Below are 13,017 nucleotides of genomic sequence, written 5' to 3' on the forward strand. Positions count from 1 at the left end.
CGGGTGACGCCTGTGACCCCCGTTACGCCGTGAGCTCCTGGTGCAGCGCCTCGCTGAGCCGAGCCGCCCGCTCCGCCACCTCCGCCGGACCGAGCTCCACCGCGCGGGCGCACCAGCGGCGCCCCTCGGTGAGCTCCCCGCGGCGCGCCGCGAGCAGGGCGAGCCGCAGCGCGGCCCGGCCGTGACCGGCGTGCGCGGCGCGCGTCCACCACAGGGCCGCCTCCCGCTCGCCGCCCTCGCGGGCGAGCAGCAGGCCGAGGTTGAAGGCGCCGTTGCGGGAGCCCGCCTCGGCCGCCTCCCGGTACCAGCGGGCCGCCTCGGCGACGTCGCCGCGCCCGGCGGCGAGCATGCCGACCCGGACCTGGGCACGGCGGTGGCCCTGCTGGGCGGCGCGCTCGTACCACTCCTCGCACTCGCTCTTCTCCTCGCGCGGCGCGCCGAGCACCGGCGGGCCGGGCGCGGGACGGCGCGCGTCGAGGACCGAGGCGAGCCGGAAGGCCGCCTCGGCGCTGCCGCCGCCCGCGGCGCACCGCAGGTGGCGCTCGGCGCCCTGCTCGTCGCCGTCGCGCAGGCAGGCGATGCCGACCTGGAGCGCGGCCTCGGTGTGCCCGGCCGCCGCGGCCCGCTCGTACCAGCTCAGCGCCGTACGGTCGTCGTCGCGGCCGGCGTGCAGGATGCCCAGGTTGAAGGCGGCGTCGACGCTGCCGGCCTCGGCGGCCTTGGAGAACCAGGGCTCGGCGCCACCCGCGTCGCCGGCCTGCAGGAGCAGCACGGCGAGCGCGTTGGCCGCCTCCCGGTGGCCGGCGTAGGCCGCGCGGCGGTACCACTGCTCGGCCTGGGCGGTGCGCTCCTGCGCGGCGCAGAGCAGGCCGAGGTTGTAGGCGCCGTTCACGTCGCCCGCGTCCATGGCGGCCCGGTACCAGCGCTCGGCGGTCTGCTGCTCCCCGCGGGCGGCGTGCAGCGCTCCGAGCGCGTTGGCGGCGTTGCCGTCGCCGTCCTGGGCGGCCCGCAGCCACCACACGGCGGCGCTCTCCTCGTCGCCGGCGTCGCGCAGCAGGAAGCCGAGCGCGCAGGCGGCCTTGGCCTCGCCGTCCTTGGCGGAGCTCAGGTACCAGCGCCCGGCCTCCTTGAGCTCGCCGCGCTTCTCCAGGAGGACGCCCAGGTGCAGGGCGGCCCGCCGGTGTCCGCGCGCGGCGGCCTGCCGGAACCACTGCTCGGCCTCGGTGAGCCCGCCCTTCGGCGCGGCGGCGCCCTCCCCGGCGGGGGCGGCGCCGTCGGCGGCCGTCCGCAGTCCGGTGGCGGTGTCGTAGGTGTGCGGGCCGCGGGCCGGCTCGGTCGCCCGCCGCTCCAGGGAGAGCGCGAGCCGGTAGGCGGCCTCGCGGTGCCCCTGCTCGGCGGCGGCGCGCAGCCAGCGCTCGGCGCCGACGTCGCTGCGGTGCTCCAGGAGGTCGGCGAGGGCGTACGCGCCGAGGGCGTGGCCCTGCTCGGCGGACTGGCGCAGCCAGTACTCGGCGCCGGGCTCGTCGCCGCGCTCGCGGTGGTGGCGGCCCAGGGCGTGCGCGGCGGGCGCGGAGCCGGCGACGGCGGCGACCCGCCACCAGCCGGCGGCCTCGTCCGGGTAGCCGCGCTGGTGCAGCAGCACGCCCAGGTTGTTCGCGGCGGCGCGGTCGCCCTCGGCGGTGGCACCGCGCAGATACGGCTCGGCGCCGTCCAGGTCGCCGCGGCGCAGCAGCAGCGCGCCGAAGACGCTCATCGACGCGGCGTCGCCGCTCTCGGCGGCACGCCGGTGGCGGGCCTCGGTCTCGGCCTCGGTCTCGTGTTCGGCGGTGGTGTCGACGGTCTCATCGACGGCCCCCGCGGCCTCGATGATCTCGTCTGCGGCGTTCCTCGCGTGCCGCTGCACAAACCGCCCTGTCTCCAACAGAGTTGCCCTGTCCCCCATAAATACCATCGTCGCACCACCCGCAACCCGCGTACACCTGGTATAGCTCAGCCGGTGAGGTCACTTCAGCGTTTTGTCGACATGCCCACAGAGAGACAAGTCAAACACGGATCACCCCAACTCGCCCCCTCCGCACCGCTCTTCGGGGCACGCGCCCCCTCCTCAGGACATGACGAAGGCCCGAATCCAGATGGATCCGGGCCTTCGTCTTCAGTAGCGGGGACAGGATTTGAACCTGCGACCTCTGGGTTATGAGCCCAGCGAGCTACCGAGCTGCTCCACCCCGCGTCGGTAGGTACAACCTATCACGACGCGGGGGCGGGGCTGACCGGGCCGGTCTGCGGTCCTCATCCCCCCGGGTTCGCCGGCGGGCTCGCCGAGCTGCTCGGGGTGGCCTTCGGCGTGGGCTTGGCGCCCCCGGCGGGGGTCTGGAGCTTCGCCCCCGCGTCGGCCGCGCGCTGCAGCGCGTCCTGCAGGTCCGCCTGGGCCTTGCCGTACGCCGTCCAGTCGCCCTTCTGGAGGGCGGCCTCGCCGTCGTCGTACGCCTTCTGCGCGTCCGCGATCGCCTGCTTGAGCGCGGCGTCGTTGCTCGCCGGCGGCGTCGGCTTGGTCGTGCCCGGCGGCTGGGTCGGCGGCGGGGTGTTGCCCTCGACCCCGAAGACCGCGTTCAGCGCCTCCGTGAGGGTGTTCTCGAACACCGTGGTGTCCTTGGTGGTGTCCCCGTCCGGCTGGTCCGCGTCCACGTAGGACACCGCGACCTTCTTCAGCAGCGGGTACTGCGCGTTGCGGCCCTGGGCGTACACCGGCTCGACGTAGAGGAAGCCGCCGTCGAGCGGCACCGTGAGCAGGTTGCCGTACAGGATGTCGGAGTCGGCGCCCTTCATGTCCCGCACGAAGGTCGCCACGGACGGAAGGCTGTTGAGCTTGTTCTGCACCTGCTGGGGTCCGGGGACGTCCGAGGTGACTCTCAGCAGCCTTATCTTGCCGTAGTCCTTGCTGTTGGCGTCGGCGTCCACCGCCATGAAGGCGCCCAGGTTGGGCCGCCCGGCCGGGGTGAACGTCGTCGTCAGAGAGAACTGCTCGGACGGCTCCCCGGGCATCTTCATGCTCAGGTAGTACGGCGGAACCGCGTTGCCGTCCTTGTTGGTCGGGTCGTCCGGCACCTGCCAGGCGTCCGAGCCGCTGTAGAACTGGGCCGGGTCCTGCACGTGGTAGCGGGTGAGCAGCTCGCGCTGGACCTTGAACATGTCCTGCGGGTAGCGCAGGTGCTTCATGAGGTCGGCGTCGATCTCCGAACGGTCCTTGACCGTGCCGGGGAAGGCCTTCATCCAGGTCTTGAGGACCGGGTCCTGCTCGTCCCACTGGTAGAGGTTCACCGTGCCGTCATAGGCGTCGACGGTGGCCTTCACCGAGTTGCGGATGTAGTTGACCTGGTTCTGCTGGGCGACGACCGCGCGCTGCTGGTTGCCGACCGTCAGGGAGTCGGCCGTGGTGTCGCCGAGGGTGGTGCGCGAGGCGTACGGGTAGCCGTTGGTGGTGGTGTACGCGTCGACGATCCACTGGATGCGCCCGTCCACGACCGCCGGGTAGGCGTCGCCGTCGATGGTCAGCCAGGGGGCGACCGCCTCGACGCGCTCCTTGGGCGTGCGGTTGTACAGGATCCGCGAGCCGTCGCCGATGGCCCCCGAGTAGAGGATCTGCGGCTCGCTGAACGCGACCGCGTAGGCGGCGCGGTTGAAGGTGTTGGAGAGGCTGACCCCGCTGTTGCCCTGGTAGCTGGTGGTCTTCTCGCCGTTCTCCTCGTAGTCGAGCTCCTTCTGGGGCCCGCCCACGATCGAGTACTGGTCGGTCTTCTCGCCGTAGTAGATGCGCTGCTCGTACGGGCCGAGCATGCCCGTGGTCGGCAGCCCCGACTCGGTGAAGATCGGCGACCCGTTGGCGTCCGTCTGGGTACCCGTGGCCATGATCGCGCCGTAGCCGTGGGTGTAGGTGAAGTGGTCGTTGATCCAGTTCCGCTTCGGGATGCCCTTGATGTTCAGCTCACGCAGGCCGACGACGGTGTCCTTGCCCTGGTAGCGGTCGACGTCGAGGGTCAGCGGGAACTGGTAGTACTTCCGCTTCTGCTCCAGCTGCTGGAAGGTCGGCGACACGATGTTCGGGTCGATCAGCCGGTAGCTGGCCGCCGTGTCGGCGTCCGCGCGGAGCTGGTCCTTGGCCTTGACCGTCGACTTGCCCGAGTAGTTCTCCGGCTCGGTGGAGTCGATGTCGTACGCCTTGCGCGTCGCGTCGATGTTCTTCTGGATGTACGGCGCTTCCTTGGCCTGCTCGTTCGGCTGGACCTGGAACTTCTGCACGATGGCCGGGTACAGGCCGCCGATCAGGATCGCCGACAGCACCATCAGGCCGAAGCCGATCACCGGGAGCTGCCAGGTGCGCCGCCACAGGGTGGCGAAGAACAGCAGGGCGCAGATCACCGCGATGCAGAACAGGATCGTCTTCGCCGGAAGGTAGGCGTTGGCGTCCACGTACCGCAGGCCGGTCCAGTTGCCGGTGGCCTTGAAGTCGCTGGACTTCACCGCCAGGCCGTACCGGTCCAGCCAGTACGCCACGGCCTTCAGCGACACGAAGACGCCCAGCAGCACCGACAGGTGTCCGGTCGCCGCCGCCGTGGCGCGGGCGCCCGGGCTGGTGACGCGCAGTCCGCCGTACAGGTAGTGCGTGAGGGCCGCCGCGATCAGCGAGAGCACGGTGGCGCCGAAGCCGAAGGCGAGCAGGAAGCGGTACCAGGGCAGGTCGAAGGCGTAGAACGCCACGTCCAGCTGGAACTGCGGGTCCTTCTGCCCGAAGGAGACCCCGTTCACCCACATCAGCCAGGTGCGCCACTGCCCGGAGGCGGAGGCGCCGGCGATCAGGCCGACCAGGGCCGTGACGGCGAGCAGCACCCACTTCTTGAAGGGGGCGAGACCCATCCGGTAGCGGTCGAGGCTCTGCTGCTCCATCGACATCGCGCTCAGCGGCGGCCGCAGCCGGTACGCCAGCCAGATGTTCAGTCCGACGGCCAGCGCCATGAGCAGACCGAAGACCAGGAAGAGTCCGATCTTGGTCCACAGCGTGGTGGTGAACACGGACGAGTAATGGACGGAACGGAACCAGAGCCAGTCCGTCCAGAATCCGGCGAACATCACGAACAGCATGGCGAGGACGGCCAGCACGCCCAGCGTCATGAGCAGCGTACGGGCCCGCCGGGACGGCCGGCCGACTCTGATCCTTGGCCCGGACGGACCTGTGCCGCCTCCGCGGTCCGGCATCTGGAAAGCCAACGTGCGCCCCTCGAGGTTGATGCGTCGATAAGCAGGCTCCGCGATCGTAGAGCCCACTGGTGCAACTTACTGAGGCTTTACCGAGTTCCCGTCGCTCCCACCGTTCTGGGCGTTCCGCCCGTACTCCTCGGGTGCCCCCTGGTCTTCCCCGGGTGGCCCGAGGGTGGTCCCCGGGTGGTCCCTGGGTGCTCCCCGGGTGCTCCCCGGGTGCTCCCTCGGCGGAAGTTCCGCGGAAGAGGGGGGAGGATGTTGTCCATGTCCAACGTTTCCCCCTCCGGCCCCCAGATGGCCGCGAGCCCCCTCACCCGCGCCGTGCTCGAGATCGACGAGTACGCCTCGGGCCTCGGCTGGGACCAGCCGGCCCGTCTCTTCGCCCTGGTCGACACCGCCAAGCTGCGCGCCCAGGAGCCCTCGCTCGCCTCCCAGCTCGGCCTCGGCGCCGAGGCCGCCGCCGGCTACACCCCGATCGAGCAGGACCAGCTGCCCCGCGGCAAGGCCCTCGACGAGTTCCTCGGCACGATCGCCTGGCCCGACGCGGTGACCGGCTGCGCGCTGACCGTGGAGCGGATGATGCTGCCGCCGTCCGCCGAGGCCGCCGTGCCCAAGGACCTGGGCGGGGCCGCGCTGGCCAAGTGGGTGGCCCGGCACCCGGACCGCCAGGAGGTCCGGATGACCGTGGCCGTGCTGCGCGACGGCTCCCGCGAGGCGGCGATCCGGCTGCGCGAGAAGGACTCGCCGAACGAGGTGCTCACCGGCCCCGACCTGGTGCCGGGTCTCGCCGAGGCGCTGTCGGCGACCTTCGCCTCCTGAGCGGCGCCGGTCGCCCGGAAGAGCCCGGAGGAGCCCGGAAGCCCGGGGTTCAGCTCTTGGAGCAGCTGGGCAGGGACGCGGTGTCGCCCTTGCGCAGCTTCTCCAGGGCCTTGGTCGCGTCGTCGATGGTGCCCACCTTGACGAGGGTGAGGCCGTCGGGCGTGTCGGCGGCCGCGGCCGCGCAGTTGTCCGCCGGCGTGAGGAAGTACTCGGCGCCCGCGTCCCGCGCGCCGACCAGCTTCATCTCGATGCCGCCGATCGGGCCGACCTTGCCCTTGTCGTCGATGGTGCCGGTGCCGGCGATGAACTTGCCGCCGGTCAGGGACTCGGGGGTGAGCTTGTCGACGATGCCGAGCGCGAACATCAGACCGGCGCTGGGGCCGCCGACGTCGGCCAGGTTGATGTCGATGGTGAACGGGAAGACGTGGTCGGTGCCGGCCTGGATGCCGACGATGGCCCGGTCGCCCTCCTGTGACTTCACGGTGGTGATGACCACCTTCTGGGTCGTCGTGGCGTCCTTGTGGGCCTTCTCGGCCGCGGCGGCCTCCTTGGCCGGGACGATCGTGAACTCGACGTCCTCACCGGGCTTGCGCTTGGTGACCTGCTTGGCGACGTCGCCGGGCTCCTTGACGGCCACCCCGTCGACCGCGCGGATCACGTCGCCGGCGTGCAGCCTGCCCTCGGCGGGGGTGTCCTTGACGACGGTGGCGACGACGACCCGGGTGGTCACCGGGATGCCCAGCTCCCCGAGGGCCGCGACCTTGGCGCTCTCCTGGGACTGGCTGAACTCCTCGGCGTTCTCCTGGCTCGACTGCTCCTCGGTCTTGCCGTCCGGGTAGAGCGTGTCGTGCGGGACCACGACGCTGTCGTGGGCGAGCCAGCCGTAGACGGCCTCGACCGCGTTCATGTTGTAGTCCGCGCCGGTGACCCGGACCGTCGTCATGTTGAGGTGGCCGGTGGTCGGGTAGGTCTGACGACCCGAGATCTGGAGGACCGGCTCGCCGCGTGCCTCGCCGAGCGTGTTCACCGTCGGACCGGGGCTCATCTCCGAGTACGGCACCGGGATGAGGACGCCCACGCAGAGCAGCGTGATCAGGACCAGGGTGGAGGCGAGCATCGTCGCGGTGCGGCGTGGCATGGAACGACAGTACGGGACCGGCCTGTGAGTGCGCCTTCGGGGCTCAGCCGGTGGTGGTGCTCGTGGCGGGGGTCGGCGCCGCGGCCGCGGGGGCCGGCTCGTGCTCCGGGCGGGCCGAAGCGGAGGCGGTCGTGTGGGACCGCTCCATGGCGTCCCGGAACCTCGCGTAGCCCGCGAGCTCGGCGACGTCACCGATGGTCTTGTTGCGTGAAGCCCAGCTTCCCCATATCGCCGCGCCGACGACTGCGAAAAGCGGAATCAGCAACCAGGCGAGCGCTGCCATCCCGACCTCCCATCCCCGATGGTCCCCAGTGAGTTGATCAGCAGATTATTCATCCGCGGAATCAACGCTCATGCCTGGGGGGCGGTTACGCAAATCGGGGCGTTCGACTACAGGTCGTCGGCGTGGCTCCTTGCCAGCGGGCCCTCACTCCTCGTGTTCGCGAGACTCCCCGGGCGAGCGCGTCAGCAGGCGCCGACCCACTCCTCGGTACCGTCCGAGAAGGTCTGGTGCTTCCAGATCGGGACCTCGTGCTTGAGGTCGTCGATGAGCTTGCGGCAGGCCTCGAAGGCCTCGCCGCGGTGCGGGCAGGAGACGGCGACGACGACCGCGATGTCACCCACACGGAGGTCACCCACCCGGTGGACGGCGGCCAGGGCGCGGACCGGGTAGTCGGCCACGACCTTCTCGGCGACCCGGCGCAGCTCGGCCTCGGCGCTGGGGTGGCAGGAGTAGCCCAGGGCGTCGACGTCGGCACCGCCGTCGTGATTGCGGACCGTGCCCACGAAGAGGGTCGTGCCGCCGGCGGCGTCGTCGCCGACCGCGCGGAAGACCTCGTCGACGGAGAGCGGGGTGTCGCGGATCGCCAGGAGCCTGATCGGGTCGTCCGCGCCCAGCTCGCCGGGGTGGTCGCTCGGGTGGGCGTGCGTGTCTGCCATGCCGTCCATCGTGCCGCACCGCACGGACATCGCGGAATAGCGCTTTCGACCGGCGGCGCCGGCCCTCCGTAGGAGGGTCCTACAGGCCGCGCCGCTTCCGCATCTGCCGGACCAGGGCCGCCGTGCCGAGCAGCGCCACCGTGGCACCGGCCGCGCCCGCCGCCGTCGCGTCCTTGCGCCCGAGCCGGCGTCCGGCGACGGTGTGCCGGCCCTGGACCTCCTCCAGGAGCGCGGCGAGCACCTCCTCGTTGGTCCACTGCGGCCGCCAGCCGGCGTCGTGCAGCCGCCCGACGCTGACCACCCAGGGGTGCATGGTGTACGCCAGGTCGCCCGCCGGGGACGGGGTGAGCCCGATCCGGTGCAGCCGGGCAGCCGCGCCCAGGGCGACGGCCGAGGGCAACTCCATGCGGCGGATGCCGGACAGCTCCTCGACCTCCTCCTGCTCCAGCCAGCCCTCGCAGCCGACCGCGAACTCGCCGTCGACCTTCTCCAGGGCCGCGTACTCCAGGGCGCCGACCAGGTCGTCGACGTGGCAGAACTGCCAGGTGGGGCGGGATCCGGCGACGACGAGCAGCCGGGGCGACTCGAAGTAGCGGGTCAGCGCCGTGTCCGTACCGCCGATCAGGACGGCGGGCCGCACCACGGTCACGTTGAGTCCGGGGTGGGCGCGGGGCGCGCGGCGTCCCAGGCGCTCGATCTCCAGGAGGTCCCCGACCCCGGTGGCCTCGGCGGTGGCGCGCAGCTCGGCGTCCTCGGAGAGCGGGATGTCGTTGTCGGGCAGGGCCCCGTAGACCATCGTGGAGGTGCACAGCACCACCCGGTGCACCCCGGCCGCGGCGGCGGCGGTGAGCACGGTCTGGGTACCGCGCACGTTGTAGGCGGTCCGGGCGGCCGGGTCGGTCTCCAGGTCGAGGTCGACGGCCAGGTGCACGACCACGTCCGCGCCGCGCAGCTTCTCGGCGATGGCCGGATCGCGTACGTCGAGGATGTGCCACTGGGCCTCGGACACCTCGCCCCGGCGCTCGTCGATGGCGATGACCTGCTTGATCTCCTCCGAGGCGGCGAGACGCCTGGTCAGGAGGTCGCCGACGCCTGTCGCGGCACCGGTGACCGCGACGACGGGGCCGCGCGCGGCGGACCTGGCCGAGTGGTTTCGCGCTGCGCGAACCTGAGGATCTGGGGAACTCACCGGGCGTCTCCAGCGGTTGTCTTCAGTACGTGCGTGAATGACGCGTACGTACCAGGTGGCGTCCATCCTGCCGCAGCCGTCGGCCCGGCGGAGCACCGAGCCCGGATCCGGCACGGATGTCTACGCTGGTGGTGTGGAGTCGGGGAGGCGAGCCGAGCCGAGAACCCGCCGTCGGAAGAGAAAGCCGGCGGCCCTACGAGCCGAGGAAACCTGTGAGTGACACCCCATTCGGATTCGGCCTTCCGCCGGAGGAGCCGGAGAACGGCGACGAGGGCAAGAAGAAGGACCCCGCCGGAGGTGGCCAGGGGTCCGGTGGCCAGGGCGGAAACCCGTTCGGTTTCGGCGGGCTGCCCGGCATGGGCGGCGCGGGCGGGGACAACCCGTTCGCCGCGATGTTCGGGTCGCTGAACCCCCAGGACCTGGGCGCGGCCTTCCAGCAGCTCGGCCAGATGCTCAGCTACGAGGGCGGCCCGGTCAACTGGGACATGGCCAAGCAGATCGCGCGCCAGGTGGTCGCCCAGGGCACGCCCGACGGCACCAAGGACGCCAGCGTCGGCCCGGCCGAGAAGTCCGCGGTCGAGGAGGCGGTGCGCCTGGCCGACCTGTGGCTGGACCAGGCGACCTCGCTGCCCTCGGGCGCGAACACGGCGGTGGCCTGGAGCCGTGCCGAGTGGGTCGAGGCGACCCTGCCGGCCTGGCAGCAGCTGGTCGACCCGGTCGCGGAGCGGGTCGGCACGGCGATGGGTGACGTGCTGCCCCAGGAGATGCAGGCCATGGCGGGCCCGCTGATCGGCATGATGCGCTCCATGGGCGGCGCCATGTTCGGCCAGCAGATCGGGCAGGCCGTGGGCGCGCTCGCGGGCGAGGTCGTCGGCTCGACGGACGTCGGTCTGCCGCTCGGCCCGGCCGGCCGGGCGGCGCTGCTGCCGCTGAACGTCGAGGCCTTCGGCAAGGACCTGGGCGTCCCGCCGGAGGAGGTCCGGCTCTACCTGGCCCTGCGCGAGGCCGCGCACCAGCGCCTCTTCGCGCACGTGCCGTGGCTGCGCTCGCACCTGTTCGGCGCGGTCGAGGGCTACGCCCGCGGGATCAAGGTCGACACCTCCAAGCTGGAGGAGGCGGTGGGCCAGCTGGACCCGACCCACCCCGAGCAGCTGCAGGAGGCTCTCCAGCAGGGCATGTTCCAGCCGGAGGACACGCCGGAGCAGAAGGCGGCCCTGGCCCGTCTGGAGACGGCGCTCGCGCTGGTCGAGGGCTGGGTGGACGCGGTGGTCCACGAGGCCGCCAAGACCCGTCTGACCTCGGCGGACGCGCTGCGCGAGACGCTGCGCCGGCGCCGGGCGACCGGTGGCCCCGCGGAGCAGACCTTCGCGACGCTGATCGGCCTGGAGCTGCGGCCCCGCCGGCTGCGGGACGCGGCCCGGCTGTGGGCCTCGCTCACGGACGCGCGCGGGACGGACGGCCGGGACGCGCTGTGGGAGCACCCGGACATGCTGCCGACGGCGACCGACCTGGACGACCCGGACGGCTTCGTGCACCGGGAGCACCTGGACTTCTCCGAGCTGGACAAGATGCTCGGCGAGGCCGCCAAGGGCGACGCGGAGGACGAGGGCAAGGGCGGTTCGTCCGAGTGAGCCTGTACGACGACGCGGTCCTCGTCCTGAAGGAGTACGGGGACCAGCCGGAGCTGCGCGACGTCTATCTGGCGCACCTCGCGGAGCACCCGGACGGCATGTACAAGCCGTGCGCGGCCGGTCACCTCACCAGCAGCGCGCTGGTGATCGACCCTTCGCGCGGGCGGGTGCTGCTGACCCTGCACAAGAAGCTGAACATGTGGCTGCAGATGGGCGGCCACTGCGAGCCGGGCGACCCGACGGTCGAGGCCGCGGCGCTGCGCGAGGCGACGGAGGAGTCCGGTGTCGCGGGTCTGACCCTGCTGCCGGGCGGCCCGGTGCGGCTCGACCGGCACCCGATCCCGGCTCCGTGCAACTGGCACCTGGACGTGCAGTACGCGGCGCTGGCCCCGGCGGGCGCGGAGGCGGCGATCAGCGACGAGTCGCTGGACCTGCGCTGGTTCGCGTACGACGAGGTGGCGGACGTGGCGGACACCTCGGTGGTGCGGCTCCTGGAGAGCACGCTGCGGCGCCTCTGACACCTGCCCACGGGTAAGGGGCGGTCGCCTGGGCGACCGCCCCTTACCGTTGCCGTGCTGCGCGTCAGCTCCAGGCGTTGTTCTGGTTCTGGGCGTGGGCGCCGTGCTGGCCGACGCCGTACTGGGCGGCGAGGCCCTGGCCGATGGCGGCGTGCTGCGGCGGCATGACCTCGCTCGGCTGGACCAGGGCGAAGCCCTGGCCGAGGAAGCTGAGCTCCCAGCCCTCGCCGGTGCCGCCGCGGCGGTGGCGGACGCCCGAGTTGTGCGTCTGGGCCTGCATCTGCACCCGCAGCCCGGTGGACCAGGCGACGATCGCGTCGGCGTCGACGCTGACGTACTTGTCGGGCGTGACCTGCATCATCAGCGGCTGGCCCGAGGTCATCAGGGCGACCTTGCCGCGGCCGGAGATGTTCAGCTGGTACTTGCCGGTGCCGGAGACCCCGTACTGGCTGTCCACGGCGATGACCTCGGTGTGCAGCGTCGAGTCGAGCGCGAGCACGTAGGAGCTGTCGACGGTCAGGCCCTCCTGCTCGACGTCCACCACGTGGATGTCCTGGGCGAGGTTGGCGAAGTAGACCGTGCCCTGGCCGGAGCAGCGCATGAGGTCGAGTCCCTCACCGGTGCGGGCGCGGGCCCGGCGCTGGTTGGCGGACTGGTACTCGCCGTCGAAGTCGACGAGTCCCTGGTAGGCGACCATCGCTCCCTTGCGGGCCAGGATGTCGTCCTGGCCGCCCAGGGTGACCCGCAGCAGCTGCGGGTTCTGGATGACGTACCGTTCCTGGCTCTGCTGTTCGGCGTGGTTGAAAAGCGGGCTCTGCATGATGTGTTCTCGCTCCCCCTCAGCCCCGGACCCGAAGGCGGTCGGAGCTGTCCTCGCTCGGCTGTACGACGACGATTCCCTGGCCGGAGAAGGCCATCTGGTAGGCCTCGCCGCTGCCCCGCCCGATGAGGGAGGAGGCCTTGAAGCTGCGCTTGCCCTTGACCTTGAGCGCCGGGGACCAGGCGACGAGCGCGTCCGGGTCGACGTAGGTCTCGTCGTCGCCGCGGCCGCAGTCGACGACGATCGGGGTGCCGCGCGAGGTGAGGGCGACCCAGCCGGTGCCCGCGACCTGGACGTTGAACAGGCCCTGGCCGGCGAACTTGGCGAGGCCCTTGACCCGCTCGACGCCCCACTGGAGGTGGGCGTCGAAGGCGAGCAGGTTGCTGCCGTTGACGGACAGGGACTCGTTGTTCAGGTTGATGACGACGACGTCGGCGCCGTAGTCGGCCAGGTAGAGCAGTCCGTCGCCGGAGCACTTCATGACCGGGGCGCCCTCGCCGGTGAGCCACTGCTGGGCGACCTGGCGGACGGCGGGCGGGTTGGGCTCGTAGGTGATGAAGCCCTCGTAGGCGATCATCGAGCCGGTGCGCGCGTAGAGGTCCTGGCCGGTGGCCATGGCGACCTTGAGCATGGAGCGCCCGTGGTTCTCCATGCGGGCCGTGACGGGGGTCGGGGCGTAGCCCGCGAGTTGCTGGTTCATGGTTCCGGGC

At 71.9% G+C, this 13,017-nt stretch carries 11 protein-coding genes and 1 tRNA gene; 3 read left to right on the plus strand and 9 right to left on the minus strand.

The window, feature by feature from the left end:
* Window positions 1-22: 22 nt before the first annotated feature.
* From ABD981_RS14055 to ABD981_RS14065, 3 genes are all read right to left on the minus strand, one after another.
* Window positions 23-1,951, minus strand: a complete 1,929-nt coding sequence (locus ABD981_RS14055) for a tetratricopeptide repeat protein (protein WP_046907365.1) — start codon at window positions 1,949-1,951, stop codon at window positions 23-25.
* A 205-nt stretch (window positions 1,952-2,156) separates the two neighbouring features.
* Window positions 2,157-2,230: transfer RNA gene (locus tag ABD981_RS14060), tRNA-Met, on the minus strand.
* Window positions 2,231-2,289: 59 nt separating this feature from the next.
* Window positions 2,290-5,250, minus strand: a complete 2,961-nt coding sequence (locus tag ABD981_RS14065; RefSeq protein ID WP_046907366.1) for a UPF0182 family membrane protein — start codon at window positions 5,248-5,250, stop codon at window positions 2,290-2,292.
* Between the two features lie 267 nt (window positions 5,251-5,517).
* Here ABD981_RS14065 and ABD981_RS14070 point away from each other — a divergent pair, with 267 nt between their 5' ends.
* Window positions 5,518-6,072, plus strand: a complete 555-nt coding sequence (locus ABD981_RS14070; protein ID WP_046907367.1) for a PPA1309 family protein — start codon at window positions 5,518-5,520, stop codon at window positions 6,070-6,072.
* Window positions 6,073-6,121: 49 nt separating this feature from the next.
* Here ABD981_RS14070 and ABD981_RS14075 read toward each other — a convergent pair whose 3' ends face one another.
* The 4 genes from ABD981_RS14075 to ABD981_RS14090 all read right to left on the minus strand — a co-directional run bounded on the left by ABD981_RS14075 (window position 6,122) and on the right by ABD981_RS14090 (window position 9,338).
* Entirely contained in the window at window positions 6,122-7,210 is a 1,089-nt protein-coding gene (locus ABD981_RS14075; RefSeq protein WP_046907368.1) for a YlbL family protein, read from the minus strand.
* A 43-nt stretch (window positions 7,211-7,253) separates the two neighbouring features.
* The gene (locus ABD981_RS14080; RefSeq protein ID WP_046907369.1) at window positions 7,254-7,493 is read right to left on the minus strand and encodes a hypothetical protein; all 240 of its coding nucleotides are present in this window, start codon (window positions 7,491-7,493) and stop codon (window positions 7,254-7,256) included.
* Between the two features lie 182 nt (window positions 7,494-7,675).
* Complete coding sequence (locus ABD981_RS14085; protein WP_046907400.1) at window positions 7,676-8,149, minus strand: molybdenum cofactor biosynthesis protein MoaE; 474 nt, start codon at window positions 8,147-8,149, stop codon at window positions 7,676-7,678.
* Between the two features lie 79 nt (window positions 8,150-8,228).
* The gene (locus ABD981_RS14090) at window positions 8,229-9,338 is read right to left on the minus strand and encodes an SDR family oxidoreductase (protein ID WP_046907370.1); all 1,110 of its coding nucleotides are present in this window, start codon (window positions 9,336-9,338) and stop codon (window positions 8,229-8,231) included.
* Window positions 9,339-9,550: 212 nt separating this feature from the next.
* On the opposite strand from ABD981_RS14090, the gene ABD981_RS14095 reads away from it, so the two are divergent.
* Complete coding sequence (locus ABD981_RS14095) at window positions 9,551-10,969, plus strand: zinc-dependent metalloprotease (RefSeq protein WP_046907371.1); 1,419 nt, start codon at window positions 9,551-9,553, stop codon at window positions 10,967-10,969.
* Window positions 10,966-11,487, plus strand: coding sequence for an NUDIX hydrolase (locus ABD981_RS14100; RefSeq protein ID WP_046907372.1), 522 nt, complete (start codon window positions 10,966-10,968; stop codon window positions 11,485-11,487). The genes ABD981_RS14095 and ABD981_RS14100 overlap by 4 nt, the downstream gene beginning before the upstream one ends.
* Window positions 11,488-11,551: 64 nt before the next feature.
* On the opposite strand, the gene ABD981_RS14105 is transcribed toward ABD981_RS14100, so the two are convergent.
* Entirely contained in the window at window positions 11,552-12,307 is a 756-nt protein-coding gene (locus ABD981_RS14105) for an AIM24 family protein (RefSeq protein ID WP_046907373.1), read from the minus strand.
* Window positions 12,308-12,326: 19 nt separating this feature from the next.
* Complete coding sequence (locus tag ABD981_RS14110) at window positions 12,327-13,007, minus strand: AIM24 family protein (protein ID WP_046907374.1); 681 nt, start codon at window positions 13,005-13,007, stop codon at window positions 12,327-12,329.
* Window positions 13,008-13,017 lie beyond the last annotated feature (10 nt).

The sequence above is a fragment of the Streptomyces showdoensis genome (assembly GCF_039535475.1).
GTDB classification, from domain to species: Bacteria; Actinomycetota; Actinomycetes; order Streptomycetales; family Streptomycetaceae; genus Streptomyces; species Streptomyces showdoensis.

Excerpts from the sequence above, each read along its gene's own strand:
- ABD981_RS14055 (WP_046907365.1), bottom strand. The coding sequence starts at position 1,951 with ATGGTATTTATGGGGGACAGGGCAACTCTGTTGGAGACAGGGCGGTTT.
- ABD981_RS14065 (WP_046907366.1), bottom strand. The coding sequence starts at position 5,250 with ATGCCGGACCGCGGAGGCGGCACAGGTCCGTCCGGGCCAAGGATCAGA.
- ABD981_RS14070 (WP_046907367.1), top strand. The coding sequence starts at position 5,518 with ATGTCCAACGTTTCCCCCTCCGGCCCCCAGATGGCCGCGAGCCCCCTC.
- ABD981_RS14075 (WP_046907368.1), bottom strand. The coding sequence starts at position 7,210 with ATGCCACGCCGCACCGCGACGATGCTCGCCTCCACCCTGGTCCTGATC.
- ABD981_RS14080 (WP_046907369.1), bottom strand. The coding sequence starts at position 7,493 with ATGGCAGCGCTCGCCTGGTTGCTGATTCCGCTTTTCGCAGTCGTCGGC.
- ABD981_RS14085 (WP_046907400.1), bottom strand. The coding sequence starts at position 8,149 with ATGGCAGACACGCACGCCCACCCGAGCGACCACCCCGGCGAGCTGGGC.
- ABD981_RS14105 (WP_046907373.1), bottom strand. The coding sequence starts at position 12,307 with ATGCAGAGCCCGCTTTTCAACCACGCCGAACAGCAGAGCCAGGAACGG.
- ABD981_RS14110 (WP_046907374.1), bottom strand. The coding sequence starts at position 13,007 with ATGAACCAGCAACTCGCGGGCTACGCCCCGACCCCCGTCACGGCCCGC.